This window comes from Actinokineospora enzanensis DSM 44649, from assembly GCF_000374445.1.
In the GTDB taxonomy this organism is placed as follows: Bacteria; Actinomycetota; Actinomycetes; order Mycobacteriales; family Pseudonocardiaceae; genus Actinokineospora; species Actinokineospora enzanensis.
The window spans coordinates 118,054-133,184 of the sequence record NZ_KB894407.1 but is presented as its reverse complement, the minus strand read 5'-3'; the positions used below and the strand labels follow the sequence as shown (position 1 = coordinate 133,184).

The window sequence follows — 15,131 nt, the reverse complement described above, 5'->3', positions numbered from 1 at the left end:
TCCTGGAGAATCGCGGCACGTGTCAAGATCCGCCGCGCCGGTCCGTCATGAGTTCATCCGGTTGACCAAGCACGCCGGTTTTGTCGGTTTGAGCGCGCGGGTGAACGGAAAAGGGGCGCACCCCGTGCCGGGTGCGCCCCTTCCCTCACTCCTCGATCAGTTCAGCGTGACCCGCACCGGCACCTTCTGCACCGGCCCGTCCGGGTAGTTCACCGACACCGTGACCGTCACCTGCCCGGTCGGCTTCTTCGCCGACTTCCACAGCACCACGAACGAGTCACCGAACGGGTCGTACAACGCGGGTGTCGAGGCGAGCGTCTGCACGCCCGTCACCGAGACCGTCACGCGGCCGGTCAGGAACACCAGGGCCGAGGCCAGCGGCGGGATCGGGTTGCCGTTGGCGTCGACCAGCCGGAAACGGACCGGGATGATGTCCCCCGCGCGGGCCTTGGAGTTGTCCGCGGGCGACAGGATCCGGATTCCGAACTGGACATACTGGCCGACAGAACCCGTGCTGCCCACGAAGAACGACGATCCACTGTAGACAGCACGAACCTGGTGGGCGCCAAGAGCGAGGCCGGAAACCGGCGCGCTCACCGCGACGCCGTTCACCAAGGCCACCGGGGCACCCGTGTTCTTACCGTCCACAGTGAACTGAACTGTGCCGGACGGGACCAAGCCACCAGACCCGGCGACGGTCGCGGTGAAGCGGACCGCGCCGCCGAGGATGGACGGGTCGGCCGAGCCGGTGACCGTGGTCGTGGTGGCGGCCTTCGCAGGCACGTCCACCCGGACCTCGGCGGACGTCGAGCCCGCCAGGTTCGGGTTGCCGGAGTAGACCGCGGTCACCGGGTGGTTGCCGACCGCGAGCGTGGCCGACAGCGAGGCCGAGCCGTCGACCAGGGCCGCGTCACCCAGGACCGTTGTCCCGTCGAGGAAGCGGACCGAGCCGGTTGCCGGGACCGGCCCGGTCACCGTGGCGGTCAGGGTGGTCGGGTCGCCGACGGCGACCGGGTTCGGCGTGGCGGTCAGCCTGGTGGTGCTGACGCCCGCGGTCACCCGGACGGTCGCCGTGGTCTCGGTCGCGCCGTAGCTGTTCGACGCGCGCACGGTGAAGGTCGACTCCCCCGCGACGGTCGGGGTGCCGCTGAGCACGCCCTCCTCGCTGAGGAACAGGCCCGCAGGCAACGTGCCCGACGCAGGCGACACCGCCGCCGGACCGCTCAGGGTGAACGCGAACGAGTACGGCTCGCCCACCGCGGCCGCCCCGGGCGTGCCGGAGATCGTCGCCGGGGCGCCGGGGCGCAGGCCCACCAGGACCGGGTCGTGGTCGCTGGTGCGGAACCGGTCCGGCGCGTACAGCGACGCGACCTGGCCCGGGGTCTTGAAGTCGGTGTTGTAGTCCAGCACCGACGGCTCGTCCGCGTTGGTGTGCGCCTCGGCCGCGCCGGTCACCTGCGACACCAGCGACCGCGAGGCGAGCGCGTGGTCGAGGTAGCCCCACTGGCCGTCGAAGACATAGGAGTACGCCTCGTCGCCGTGGAAGGCCTTGGGCATGTTGACGTAGCCCGCGGTCTCCAGGGCGGCGATCGGGTCCTCGCCCGCGTACGAGTTGAGGTCGCCGACGATCAGCACGTCCGGGTCGCCCGCGCCGGGCACGACCGTCGAGCCGATCCAGCCCGCCAGCTCGTTCGCCTGCGCGGTGCGGTGCGCGTTCCAGCAGCTCTGCCCGTCACCCTGGTCGGTGTCCGGGCCGCTGGTCGGGCAGGAGCCCTTGGACTTGAAGTGGTTGGCCACGACGGTGAACCGGCCGCCGTCCGCGGTGCGGAAGGTCTCCGCGACCGGGCGCCGCTCGAACAGCGGGTTCTGGTCCACGAAGGTGGCGACCGGGGTCACCGCGGCCGTCCGGTAGAGGATGCCCGCCTTGATCGCGTCCGTGCCCGCCACGTCCACCACGCCGGTGGCCGCGTCCGGGTCGATGAACGCCCAGGAACCCGGGCCGTCGGCGGCGTTCAGCGCGTCGACCAGGGCCTGGATGGCGCTGGTCGGGCCGTAGCCGTCGTTCTCGATCTCCATGATGCCGGTGACGTCGGCGTTCAGCGAGCGCAGCGCGGCGACCTCCTTGGCCAGCTGGCGCTGGTACTCGGTGTCGTCGGTGGCCCCACGGCAGTCGGTGGTCGCGCCCTGGGTGCCGAGCTTGCAGCCGGTGTAGGTGTTGAAGAAGTTCAACAGGTTCGCACCGGTCACCCGCACGGTCGCGGCGCCCACGTCGGGCCGGTCGGTCGGGCGCGGGTCGGCCGCGTCGAACACCGCCGAGCCGCCGAGCGCGCCGATCGGCCGCAGCCGGAAGGCGTTGCCGCTGGCCGCGTTGCCCGCCCAGGTGTAGGTCAGCACACCGACCGGCGCGGTCACGGTGTCGCCACCGCGCAGGGTGTTCGACGCCGACAGCGGCTGACCGCCGCGACCGAAGACGATCGGGTCGGGATTCTGTGCCTGGGTGGCGTCGTCGATGATCAGACGGCTGAGGTTGTTGGCCGTCTGCTTCGCCTGCACCGCCGCCTGGTCGGTGGCCCGGATGACCGAGGTGGGCTGGAGCAGCCGACCACCGGCGGACACCACGACCTGGCCGAAGCGGCCGAGCTGGAAGTGCTCGGTGACGGTGAGCGTCTGGTCGAACTTGACCAGCATGCCCTCGACGCGCTCCAGGTAGTTCGGGTCGGGCACCGGCAGCGTCACCACGGTCGGGGCGACGGCGGCCTGCGCGCCGCACCCCTGCACGCCCGCGGCGGACGCGGTGATCTGCGTCTGCCCCTGGTACTCCGAGACCGGCCCGGTCACCTGGACGACGTCGCCGTTGGACACCAGGTCGGCGCCGTTGTCGAAGACGAAGATGCCGTCCGAGGTGTTCGCGTCGCCGTCGCCCGCGTCCTGGAGGTAGAAGCCGCGCAGCGCGGGCTGCGCGCCCTCGTAGTCCGCGACGACCGTGCCGCGGACGCTGACCGTCTGGCCGTTGCGCGGGCTGGTGTCGGTGGTGCCCTGCACGGAGCCGATCGTCACGACCGACGACGTGCACGCGGGCGCCGCGCCGATCGCGACGGTGGCGCCGACCGCCTTGCGCTGCCACAGCGGCAGTTCCTTGGCGATGGTGCCGTCACCGTAGAAGACGGTGTCGCCGTCGTCGGAGAGGATCTGCGCCGAGGACGAGTCGAGCAGGGGGTTGGGCACGTCCACGATCGCCTCGGGCTTGCCGACCGGGGTGAACGCGTCGAGCGAGCCCGCGCGCGGGACCGGCTGGTGCGTGGCGTCACCGTCCCAGCTGTAGAACCGGTACTCGCCCGCCGCGCCGGTGCCCGCGTCCGAGGGGCCCGCGATGATCAGGTACTGGTTCGCGCCGTTCCGACGGATCTCGCGGATGCCCTTGCCGCCCAGGTCCCAGCGCAGCGGGGTGCCGAAGGTGGCCGCGGCACCGGTGGTCGGGTTGGCGGTGACCAGCGCGTTCGGGTTGGTCACCGGGATCACGATGGCCTTGCCGTCGGCGGTGAGCGGACCGCGGAAACCCAGCAGCAGCGCGCCATCGGGGGCGAACTCGGCGCCCTCGATGTTGACGCCGGTCGGGCCGCCCGCGCCGTCACCCTCGGGGGCGCGGGCCGCGGCGGCGGCCAGGCCGAGCGCGTTGCCTCCTGCCTGGTCCCAGGTGACGAGGTCGTCGCGCAGGTGCTGGTAGCTGCCGCCGAGCGCGAGCGTGGCGCCCGTGCCGGTACCGGTCACCGTGGTGGTGAACAGTTCCTGGCGGTTGAGGCGGGTCTTGGCCGAGGAGTTCTGGCCCTGCGAGCCGACCCAGAAGATCGTGTCGCCGAACCGCGCGGCGGCCTCGATGTCGATCTCGCGGGTGACGTCGGTGTCGCGCAGCGCCAACCCGGCCGCGCGCACGTCCAGGGACTGCGCGGGGTAGCGGGAGTGGTCGCGGTCGTGGACGCGCAGCACGTTGGTCTCGTCGTCGGCGACGACCATCGCGCCGTCGCCGAGGTCGATCGCGGTGCTGGCGTCGCTGGCGCCGTAGTAGTTGTGCCTGCCCGCGGGAAGCGCGGCGGACACGGCGACCGGCACGGCAGTGGACGCGGTGGCCGAACCGTCGGAGACGGTCACGGTCAGCGTCGCGCGGCCCACGGCGACCGGGGCGAACGTGAGCGTGCGGACGTCACCGGTGCCGGTGCTGCCGCCGGTGACGATCGCCGGGTCGCTGCTGGTCACGGTGACGGTCAGGCCGCTCGCCGGGGTCTCGGCGTCGGCCACGGTGACCGTGCGGACGGCGGGCGGGTTGTCCGGGTCGCCCGCGGTCAGCGCGATCTCGGCGCCGCCGGTGATCGTCGGCGGGGTGTTGACGCCACCGGAGATCGCGACCGCCGCCGTGCGGCTGTCGGCCTGGCCGCCGGGGCCGCTGACGCGCACCCAGTAGGAGGCCGACGCGGTGAGCGCCGGGGTCGGGTAGGTGTCGGCGGTGGCGCCCGCGATCGGGTTCGCGGTGTCGCCCGCGGTGCCGGTGTACCACTGGTAGGTCAGCGGGCCGGTGCCGGTGGCGGCGACGGAGAGCGTGGCCGAGGCGCCGGACGCGACCGAGGTGTCCTGCGGCTGCGTGGTGATCGACGGCGCGCTCGTGCTCGCGCCGGGCGCGAACGCGACACCGCGCAGGGCGGTGTTGGCGGCGCCGGTGCGCAGCGTGGTCGCGGTGGCCGTGATGGTGGCCGCGGGGGCGGCGGTCTCGTCGACCTTGACCAGCAGGTTGTTGGTCGTGGTCGCGAACAGCGTCGCGCCGGAGCCGGTGACCTCGCCGGTGAGGCCGCGGACGGCGCTGTTGGCCGGGCGGAACGTGCCGCGTGCGGTCCAGGTGGTGCCGTCCGAGGAGAACTTGAGGATGCCGCCGGTGGCCGAGGTGTCGTCGGCGACGTAGACCGTGTCGATGCCGGGGACCGCCGGGTCGCGGTCGAGCGCGGCGACGCCGTAGGGGCTGGCGGCGGGGACGGTCAGCTGCGGGGTCTGGCCACCGGTGGTGGGCAGGCCCGCGCCGACGGAGTAGACACCGGTGGTGCCGCTGCCGGTGGAGACGTAGAGCTGTCCGCCCGCGATGACCGCGCCGCGCAGGTTGACGGGGTTGGCGGAGTTGATCTGCGTGCTGGTGCCGGTGGCGCCCAGGTTCGCCAGCCGCACACCGCCGTTCGCGCCGACCACCCAGAACCGGCTGCCGTCGTCGGTGACCGCGCCGCGCACGTTGTTGGCACTGAACGTGTCGGAGATGGCCGTGCTGGAGTCGACGGTCCCGTTGCCGTCGACCCGGGCCACGACCCGGTTGACCGCGGCGGCGGTCGTGCCCGCCACACTCGCGGTACCCGGATCGGCGTCGTAGCCCGCGAGAGTCAGGTAGCGACCGTCGGCGGACCGGGCGAGCGCCCCCTCCGACGTCGCGGACCCGCTCAACGTCAGCCGCTTGCCCGCACCTGTCGCGGTGGGCAGCGGTACCGACTGCACGAGCGTGCCGGACGGGGTGTACTCGTCGAGGAACACGGCGGTCGCGGCACTGCTCAACGCCGCGTCCCCACTCCCCACCCTCGCCACCACGATGTTGCCCGGCGCGAACCCGGCCGCCGCGGCGGACTGGACGCCGACCACGGCGACCGCGGATCCCGCCAGCGCGGTCACCACCACCCCGCCGAACAGCCGTCGCAGACGTGAGCGCACGTCAACTCCCTGCCTTGTGAGAACAGTTGCCGGCTGAAACTAGATGGTGGGGGCGGCCGGGGATAGACCTGTTCGGGCAACGTTCAACCACCGTCCATCCCGCGGGGGCCGGGGCGGAATACCACCAACCGGGTGAGCCCATTACCAGTGGACAAGTCGCCACCTGGTGGCCCCCAAGGCGACTGCCCGGTTCCCGAAATCGACTACATGGCCATACGTGGCTTGGGAAGAGAATGCAGTGTGGGGTGCCCCGGTCCCTGGGGCGACTCAGGGCCGGGGCATCCCCGCATGCGCGAGGAACTCGCCACCCACAATCTGGCCGGGTCCAACAAGGAACCCGGGCGACCACGAATGCCGTCCACAGCTCGTCCGGCGCCCGGCCGCGCCGACCGACGCCGGACGGTCAGGTGACCCGCGGTCGGGCGGACCGGGCCACGATGAAGGTGAGCACGGCCAGGACGAGGCAGACGGGTGTCCAGACGGCGCGCTCGACGGCGCTGCGCGAGATGGCGTTGGCGACCGTGCCGAGCACGCAGTACACCGCGAAGAACCAGACGACCCGGCGCGCCCAGGTGTCGGACAGCGGTGTCCACACGGGATGCCCGCCCGCTCTCAGGACCGTCACCACGGCCAGCGCGAACAGCAACACGGCCACCCCGCTGGCGATCCGCAGCCCGGTCGGCAACTCCGCGGCCGAGCCTCCCCACGCCGCCCTCCCCCACGGCACCCCCAGCGCGAGCGCCGCCTGGAACAGGCCGAGCACCCCGAACAGCCCGGCGGCGGCCGCCGCGACCCTGGTGGTCGTCATCGTGTTCCCCTATCCTCATGGAGTATCTGACAGAAATATCTAACAGATAGGTGGGCGATGGCAAGGGTCAGCCAGTCGGAGATGGCGGTGCTGGGCGCCCTGAGCGTCCGCCCGATGACCGGATACGCGGTCCGGGAAGCGATCCGCACCGTCCTCGGCCACTTCTGGAACGAGAGCTACGGCCAGATCTACCCCACCCTGACCCGCCTGCACACCGAAGGCCTCCTCGACCGCCACGGCGGGGAACGGTCCGGATCGATGACGTACTCGCTCACGACCGCGGGCCGGGCCCGGCTGTCGGAACTGCTACGGCAACCGGAGTCACCGCGCCCCGAACGCAACGGCCTGCTGTTGCGCTTGTTCTTCGGCCGTGAGCTGGGGGTGGACGCGTGCGTGGAACTGGTCCAGGCCGCCAAAGTCGACGCCGAACAACGCCTCGCCAACTACGCCGCGATCCGCGCCACGATGGCGACCGAGGAAGAGGACCGGGCCCACCATCCGTTCTGGCTGCTGACCGTCTCGGCGGGCGAACACGGCGCCCGCGCCACCCTCGCCTGGGCCGACGAAACCCTCCGAACCCTCCGCGGACTGGCAGCGAACTGAGCCATGCTCCCCGGATGTCCTGCGGCGGTTACGCTTCGATGATCACCCGCCGATTGGAGGACATGCTCATGTCCGGTTCCACGCCCCACGTCGTCGTGTTCGGTCTCGGGGGCACGATCTCGATGAGTTCGGCGACCGGCGCGGGGGCCGTTCCGGCGTTGTCGGCGGCGGAGTTGGTGGCGGCGGTGCCCGGGTTGGCCGCGGCGGGGATCGACATCGAGGTGGTGGAGTTCCGGCGGGTGCCGGGGGCGTCGGTGTCGTTCGAGGACGTGGACGCGTTGGCGGAGGCGATCGAGGAGCGGTTGGCGGGTGGGGCGACCGGGGTGGTGGTCGTGCAGGGGACGGACACGATCGAGGAGACCGCCTACCTGCTCGACCTCGGCCACACCCGACCCGAGCCGGTGGTGGTCACCGGGGCGATGCGCAACGCGGCCCAGGCCGGTGCCGACGGTCCGGCGAACCTGCTGGCCGCGATCCAGACCGCCGCCACGGCGTCCGGGCACGGTGTGCTGGTGGTGCTCGCCGACGAGATCCATGCGGCCGCGCGAGTGCGGAAGACGCATTCGACCAGCGGGCACACCTTCGTCTCGGCCGACGGCGGACCGCTCGGATACGTGGTCGAGGGGCAGCCCCGGTTCCTGAACGGCCAGACCGGTCGCAAGACCGTCGTCGGGGCGCTCGGCAAGGCGGTCGACGTCGGGCTGGTCACCATGACGCTCGGGGATTCCGGCACGTCGCTCCGCGCGGCCCACGAGTTCGACGGGCTCGTGATCGCCGGGTTCGGCGCCGGGCACGTGCCCGTGGGCGTCGTGGACAGGCTCACCGAGTTGGCCGCGAACATGCCTGTCGTACTGGCCTCGCGCACCGGGGCCGGGTCGGTGCTCAGCCGCACCTACGGATTCCCCGGCTCCGAATCGGACCTGTTGAACCGCGGACTGATCAGCGCCCACTTCCTGGACCCGCTCAAGGCCCGCATCCTCCTCCACCGTCTGCTCGCCACCGGACACGACATCGACCGCATCCGCGCCACCTTCGGCCAGAATGGGTGGCGATAGAAACGAGGCCCGGCATAGCCTCGGGTATGCGTCCAGACCCCGGCCAGGTGCTGCATTTCTCCGAAGACCCCACCATCACCCGCTTCTCCCCCCACGTCGCGGTCACCGCCGCGGAATCCGAACCCCGCGTCTGGGCCGTCGGCTCCCCCCGCAGCCCCGACTACTGGTTCCCCCGCGAATGCCCCCGGGCGATGGCCTGGGTCGGTCCGACCACCAGCCCCGACGACCACGACCGGATCATCGGCCCCGGCGGCGGCACCCGCGTCCACGCGGTCGAATACGGCTGGCTCGACGCGATCCGGACCGTGCGCCTCTACGCCTACCGGCTGCCCGCCGAGCCGTTCCACTCGGTCGGACACGCGATGGTGACGACGGAGACGGTCGAGCCGCTCGGCCCGGCCGAACCGGTCGGCGACCTGTTCGCATTGCACGACGAGGCGGGCATCCAGCTGCGGGTCCTGCCGGAGCTCCACGCGTTCTGGGCGGCGGTCACGACCAGCACCCTGGAGTTCAGCGGGATCCGACTACACAACGCCCGCTGACAGCTTGTCCACTTCGGCCAGGATCACGGGGTAGATCTCCGGGTGCCGGTCGAGCAGGTCGTCAAGCACGTAGTGCCAGTCCCGCTCGACCAGCTCCACAGCCAAGACTTGATCCGCAGGCAGCCCGGCGGTGTCCGTGCGCCGGGCAGGTGGTTCCACAGGCACCACGCGTTTCGAGACGTTCAGAGACACCGTTGGGCTCATCGACACACGTCGATGACTGTCGATCGTCTCCACAATCTCGCGCAGGCTCCGCAAGCTGAACCTGCGCAACCCCAGGAATCGCGCGGCACCCCGGCGGAGCGAAGGCGTCTCCAACCGAGTCAGGCCCTCCTGAGTGACCCTGTCGAGGTCCCCCACCAGATCTTCGACAGCCGTACGACGGCCCGAAGATGCCGCCGCCTCAAGGAGATCGAGAAGTATCCGCCGCTGGACATGCGGTTCGGGCACGGCGTCGACAGCCCGCCGGGCCAAGGCCAAGTGCTCCGGAAGACGCGAGTCGGCAGCCACCACGGCCAATGCGTCCGCCGCGTGCTCGGGGTCGGGCGCCGCACCGGCGAGATCGGCTGCACGCGCGTGGTCTCCCTCGGCAAGCCGACCGCGAATCAAGTCGAGTCGCGGACACCTGCGTAGGGCCTCGTCCTCGACAGCGGCCAAGGCGCGCTCCGCGAGATCGAGTGCTCCTCTTCGGACCGCACCTTCCACGATCACCGCCCAAGCGGCGGACCGCGCGGTCGCGTCGGCGAACCCGGCGGCGGCCCGCTCGGCATGGTCGAGGTCACCGAAGTCCACCATCGCCTGCACCCACTTCACGGCCCGACGCTCGTCCTCGACCGAGTAACGCCCCCTGGTCAACACCTCCACCAGTTCGAGCAGCCCGGTACCACCCTTGACGTCTCCGGCACGCAGCAGCCGCGCGGCCACACGCACTACGGCGTTCCCGGCTTCGGGGCGCGCGTAGTCGCGTGCCATCTCCACGGCCCGCCCCGTGTCACCCTTTTCTGCCAAGGCAGTCGCGACAGCCAGGAACGCGGTACTCCGCTGCACGGGATCAACAGTCTCCCCGGCCAGGGTCTCCGCCTCGGCTATCAGGTCCGTTGCACGCGTTCCGGTGGCCGACGCCGCCACAATCGCCAGCCGGACGCCCAACCGCGCTCCATCTGCCGTAGGACGAGCGAGTTCCTCGGCGCGACCGGAGTCGAGACGAGCGATCCGTTCGACCAGCCTGTCGATCAGCGGTTCACGATTGCTCTTGTCGACCTGGGCCGCGAGCCGGACCGCCTGCTGGACATCACCCACCTCCGCCGCGCATTCGGCGATATAGTCCGCGTCGATCGGAGCAAGGATGCCATCGACCTCGAACCCGGCCGCAGTCAGCAGGTCGGCATGTCCTGGGCTTTTCAGGGCACCGGTCCAACCGTGGTTCGACTCGGCCGCAGCCAAAAGATCCGTGGCTCGCACAGGTTCACCAAGACCGTGGACCACTGTCGCGAGGTCGGCGAGCGCCCGACTGGGCCACTGCTCGACACTCGTCACCGCCTCCGCACGAGCGATCAGCTCCCACGCCCGATCCGTCGCGACAGTCGCCCCGGCTCGCACGGTGAGGGCCCGAATCCTCTCGAACTCGTTCGCACCGAGCCCGGACACCCGCTCGGCCGCCGAGCACTCGCCGAGCCGCTCATACTCTGCGGCGACAAGCGCGATCGGCCTGCCGCCGAAGAACTGATGAACCCTCGCACATGCCGCCTCGGCCTGGGCAAGCAATCTGTCCGCTCGCTCGGTCTCCCCGAGATCGCGCACGGCACGCTGGGTGGCGAGCAGCGAATCGATCTGCTCGGGCGGCCACACGAAGAGACCGGCCATCTCCTCGGCGCGTTCGGTCTGACCCGCCATCGCCCACGCGGCGGCCAGGTTCGTCGGGAACCGGTTGTTCGGCCGTAACAGGGCGGCTCGGTGTACCGCCAGCCGGGCAAGGTTGGCGAGGTCCGGAACGCCACGCAGAACCGCCTGAGTAGCGGCGATCTCGGCGAGGGCAGCGCTGTCCGTATAGGTAGTCCGGAGCAACCAGCGGTGTCTCGCGGGATCTGTGGCCAGTCGGACCATTCGGGCATGGTCACCGATCGCGGTGAGCAGGGCGAAGTAGCCGCGAAACAGGAACTCCGGAGTGTCGGATGGCCAGCCTCGGGCAGCGTGGTCGTCAGCCCAGGTGTGCAGGCGTTCGTGGTAGGGAGCCAGCTTGCCGTGGAGCATGCGACGGGCGGTGACCAACAGGCGCTCATGGGCCAGCACGAGCACGTCGGGCGAGTCGCCACCGACCCCGGGTAGGCGGGTGAAACTGCGGCCCGCGACCGTCTCCAGGCGGTCCTCCACCTCCCACACCGAGCAGTCCGTCAATGCGGCCAGGTCTGCCGTGCCGAGACCACCGCCGGCAGCCGTGACCAGCCCCAACAGGTCTCGCTCGACAGCTGTACCGGTGAGCAGTCGTTTGAGATCGCGTTCCATGGAGGCGCGCACGGCCTTGCCCTTCTCGGACGGGGTGAGGGGGAAGACGACCGAATCCCCGCGCAGGGGATGGTGCTCCGGAAGATCGACCGGAAGCGGCGGCGCGGGCCGACCGGCGACGATCACCCGCATCCCGGCAGGCGGATCCACGGGCAGGAGAGCGGCGATGCTGTGGGCGTCGTGGCCGCCGTCGACCCCGAGATCCTCGTCCAGCCCGTCCACCACCAGCGCGAAATGCTCGCCACGATCGCGGACCAGCCGGGCCGCCTCCGCCAACAGGCCCAACAGGTGCGCTTCCCGGTTGGTCTCCGGGCTGTGGTGCGGAAACGGCCGTCCGAGGAGCGCGCAGAGCTGCTCCAGCACGCTGTCCACGAACGCCCGCCGGTCCGCCTGTCGAGCCAGGTTCGCGGTGATGAAGAACGAAACCACCACCACCCCGTCAGGCGGCTCCAACACGAACGACGACAGCAGCGCCGACTTGCCCGACCATGCCGGGGCCCGCAACCACAGATACCCGCCGCCCGACCTACAGAAGTCCGTGAGCTGGGCGATCTCCGCCGCGCGGCCCACCAGCTCGGGCGGCGCCAACCGTTCCACCTGTTTGAGATAGTGGCTACGCGCGGGCGCTGCCCCACCGACGTACAGGTCTCCGTACACCGAGCCGATCCGGGTCAGGTCCCCGTGCACCTCACCCGAGTTCTCTCCCACCGCCCCATCATCGAACCAACCCCCGGCGGCCGCCTGCAGGCTCGCCGGGCTGATTCTCTACCAGGCGACTGTGCCGGATTCGTTGAAGTAGCCGCCGGTCGGACCGTCGGCGGGAATGGTGGCCAGCCGCACGGCGACGGCGGCTCCCTGGGCGGCGGTGCGCTGGACGGTGAACCGGCCGCGCGTGAAGTCGGTGTCGCAGCCGCCCGGGTCGATCGCGTTGACCAGGATGCCGTCGGCGCGCAGCTCCTTGGCGTACTGGACGGTCAGCGCGTTCAGCGCGGTCTTGGCGGGTGGGTAACCGGCCATGGCCGGGACGTTCACCAGGTAGTGGTCCTGGTCGGCCTGGTTGGTGAGCGACCCGAGCCCGCTGGTCACGTTGACGATCCTGGGCGCTGCCGACCGGCGCAGCAGCGGCAGCATCGCGTTGGTGACCGCGATGACGCCGAAGTAGTTGGTGTCGAACACTTTCCGCACCATGTCCAGATCGGCGCTGCTCGGCCGTTGGGCGGCGACGTCGCCGCCGATACCGGCGTTGTTGACCAGGATGTCGAGCCTGCCCAACCGTTCGTCGACATAGCGCGCGGCGGCCTCGACGGTCGACGAATCGGTCACGTCCAAGGCGACCTCGTGCACCTGCCCGCCCTTCTCCCGCAACCTGGCCGCCGCGTCCTGCCTCCTGGCATCGTCGCGGGCAGTGACAACCACGGTGATCCCCAGCTCGGCGAGCTGCGCCGCCACCTCGAACCCGATCCCCTTGTTCGCCCCGGTGACCAGCGCGATCCGCTGCCCGACCGGGTCATTCCCCATGCCTGTCCGCACCACGCCGTTCCCCTCCGAAAATACCTCTCCCAAGGCCATCGTAGCCCGAATCGAGAATCGACGACGGGAACAATCCATTACGGTGCCGCAGCCTTCTTCTCGGCTGGAGTTCATCCACCGTGGCGTATTCCTGGAGTTGCACCAGGCATCTGTCGAGGACCGCCGGGACCTCATCCGGCGTTGTCAAGGCCCTCGCCGAACCTGGGGATGACTCGCCTGGATGTGGATAACTTCCGGGGATCCCCCGAGTTCGAGTCTACCGGGGCGAACAGGCTCGGGATGGCGCCGTGGGCCTACCTGTGGACAACTCGCGGCCCCGTGCCCGGGACCGGACAAGCCGAAGGCCGAGTCGGCCGGTGGGCTGTGGACGACTCGGCCTTCGGAAGGCTGGGCTACTCGCGGCGTTGCAGGAGGCTGGGGCCGACGATCTTGCGGGCCATGCGGCGGAGGAACGACTTCGGCCTGGCCGAGCTTGCCTTCGTCGCGGGCTTGGTCGGGGCGTCGGGGGCGGGGTCGGCCGGGATCGGGCCGCCGGGGATGGGGGCCGTCGGGGCGGGCTGGCCACCTGCAGGGAGGGGGGTGGTGCCCGGTCGCGGGGTCGAGATCTCGCCGGGCGGGATCGGGTGGGGCTGCGGCGGGCGCGGGTTCGAGATCTCGCCGGGTGGAATCGAGTGGGGCTGCGGCGGGCGCGGGGCCGAGCGGGGCATCGGGGTGGGGGCCGGGGACACGGGGGCGAAGCGGGCGGTCGGCTCGGTCGCGGAGCCCGGCAGGGGCTGCGCAGGTGTCCGGGGGGCCGCTGCCGGGGGCAGGTGCGGGGCGCCCGCGTGGCAGGCGGGTGGAACCGGACCGCGAGACACCCGGGCGTCGGTGGCCGGGCCCGACGGCGGTGCGGCGGGGCTCACGCCGTCCCCGGGTGCCGCGCCTTCTGCCGCGATGGGTCCGGCGCTGGTCCTGGCCCCGAACGCGAACCCGGGCGTGGCGTGCGGGGCAGAACCGGCCGCGGGCTGGGTGGGGGCAACCGTGTTCGGGGTGTCGAGTCCCGGAGGCGGCGTGCCCGGGAAGGCGGAGGGTGCGAACCCGGCATCCTGCGAACCTGCGGTCCCCGACGGCGCCGGTGGAGTGCCAGGTGTCCCGGACGCCGAAACCGGTCCGGTCCCGAACGATGCGGTGGGGTCGGACGCGGCAGTCCCGTCGATGGGAGCCCCGTCTGGGCCCGGGGTGCGCGGTGCACCGGGGTCGGGAGCGTGTGGCGGGGCGAAGCCGGAAGCATGCGGAGCCGCGACACCGGGAGGTGCCGCGGGACCGGAGCCGTGCGGCGCCATCGGGTCAGCGGCGTGCGGCGCCGTGGGGTTGGTGGAAGGTGGCGCAGCAGAGCTCGGGGCCGACGCCTCGGGAGTGGTCGGGGACGCGGTGCCGGGAGTGAGCGCGGGGCCTGAGCCGTGGCGGATCGGCGAGAAGCGGACCGTGGGGTCGGCAGGCGGGTTGAACAGCGCGTGCGGCTCCGCTTCCGGGTCCGGCAGCAGCCGTGGGCGGGTGACCGGGCGCGGCACCGGGCTCGGGCGGAGGCTGTCCTCGCCGGAGGGGGCGTTTCCGGCGGGCGGGACGACGTTCCCTGCGGGCTGCGCGTTCACACCTGGCTGGACGTTCCCGGAGGGGACGGAGTTCCCGGATGTCCGGACATTCCCCGGCAATCGGGCATCGTCGGGACGCCCGTTCTCGACGGAACGGACATCTCCCCCGGGCAGGGCGGACAGGCCGTCGACCTCGCCGACCTGGGCGTTCCCCGGATCGTCGGTACCGAACCGGGCCATGTCACCGCCGGGCCGGGTGCTTCCCGACACGTCGGTGCCGGACCGTGGCAGGCCGGACTCGTCGCCGGGCCGGGCGGCCGAGCGCGTCAGGGACACCGTGGGCTGGGTGGCGCGGCGGGTGCCGGGGTCGGGGGGTGCCTCCGTGCGGTGCAGGGACACGGTCGGCTCGGGGGCGCGGGGGGCCTCGGACCGCTGGGGGCCAGGCTGTTGGGCTTCGGACACCGGACCTTCAGACGATGCGTCGGACAACTGGGCCTGAACCCGTTGCGCGTGTGCCCGCTGGGCCCGGATCTGGTCGGCCAGGTCCTGGGCGACGCGGACGCGCGGGGTGCGCTGGGCGGGGACGGCGGGCTTGCCGGGGACCTGGTCGGACTGGTCGGGGACGGGTCGCGGGGTCGGGTTCGGCACCCCCCGATCCTCTCAAGCCGCCGCGCGGCGGGCCATTCGGGGTCCGTTCAGCCAGCGGAATACTCGACGACCGATATGGCAACCGCGATTCATGGACTTCGCCGTCGGCCGGTGTTCGACTGTTACCACGATGTGATCA

The 15,131-nt window shown here is 71.6% G+C and carries 8 protein-coding genes; 3 read left to right on the top strand and 5 right to left on the bottom strand.

Going from position 1 to position 15,131, the window contains the following annotated elements; all coding sequences use genetic code 11:
• Nucleotides 1-156: 156 nt before the first annotated feature.
• Both C503_RS0108765 and C503_RS0108760 read right to left on the bottom strand, forming a co-directional pair.
• Entirely contained in the window at nucleotides 157-5,733 is a 5,577-nt protein-coding gene (locus C503_RS0108765) for an ExeM/NucH family extracellular endonuclease (RefSeq protein ID WP_018681814.1), read from the bottom strand.
• A gap of 403 nt (nucleotides 5,734-6,136) precedes the next feature.
• Nucleotides 6,137-6,541, bottom strand: coding sequence for a hypothetical protein (locus C503_RS0108760; RefSeq protein ID WP_018681813.1), 405 nt, complete (start codon nucleotides 6,539-6,541; stop codon nucleotides 6,137-6,139).
• 57 nt (nucleotides 6,542-6,598) lie between these two features.
• Between C503_RS0108760 and C503_RS0108755 the strand changes: the two genes are divergently transcribed.
• The 3 genes from C503_RS0108755 to C503_RS0108745 are packed head-to-tail and all read left to right on the top strand — an operon-like array spanning nucleotide 6,599 to nucleotide 8,741.
• Nucleotides 6,599-7,144, top strand: a complete 546-nt coding sequence (locus C503_RS0108755) for a PadR family transcriptional regulator (RefSeq protein WP_018681812.1) — start codon at nucleotides 6,599-6,601, stop codon at nucleotides 7,142-7,144.
• A 38-nt stretch (nucleotides 7,145-7,182) separates the two neighbouring features.
• Nucleotides 7,183-8,199 (top strand): asparaginase, encoded by a 1,017-nt coding sequence (locus tag C503_RS38680; protein ID WP_245572431.1) that lies wholly within the window; start codon nucleotides 7,183-7,185, stop codon nucleotides 8,197-8,199.
• A 26-nt stretch (nucleotides 8,200-8,225) separates the two neighbouring features.
• Complete coding sequence (locus C503_RS0108745; protein ID WP_018681809.1) at nucleotides 8,226-8,741, top strand: DUF6886 family protein; 516 nt, start codon at nucleotides 8,226-8,228, stop codon at nucleotides 8,739-8,741.
• Here the strand turns inward: C503_RS0108745 and C503_RS43135 are convergent.
• From C503_RS43135 to C503_RS45780, 3 genes are all read right to left on the bottom strand, one after another.
• Nucleotides 8,724-11,951, bottom strand: a complete 3,228-nt coding sequence (locus C503_RS43135; protein WP_051114780.1) for an ATP-binding protein — start codon at nucleotides 11,949-11,951, stop codon at nucleotides 8,724-8,726. The genes C503_RS0108745 and C503_RS43135 overlap by 18 nt on opposite strands.
• Before the next feature lie 57 nt (nucleotides 11,952-12,008).
• Nucleotides 12,009-12,761, bottom strand: a complete 753-nt coding sequence (locus C503_RS0108735; RefSeq protein WP_018681808.1) for an SDR family oxidoreductase — start codon at nucleotides 12,759-12,761, stop codon at nucleotides 12,009-12,011.
• Nucleotides 12,762-13,165: 404 nt separating this feature from the next.
• Complete coding sequence (locus tag C503_RS45780) at nucleotides 13,166-14,992, bottom strand: hypothetical protein (RefSeq protein WP_026316098.1); 1,827 nt, start codon at nucleotides 14,990-14,992, stop codon at nucleotides 13,166-13,168.
• Between the last annotated feature and the right edge of the window lie 139 nt (nucleotides 14,993-15,131).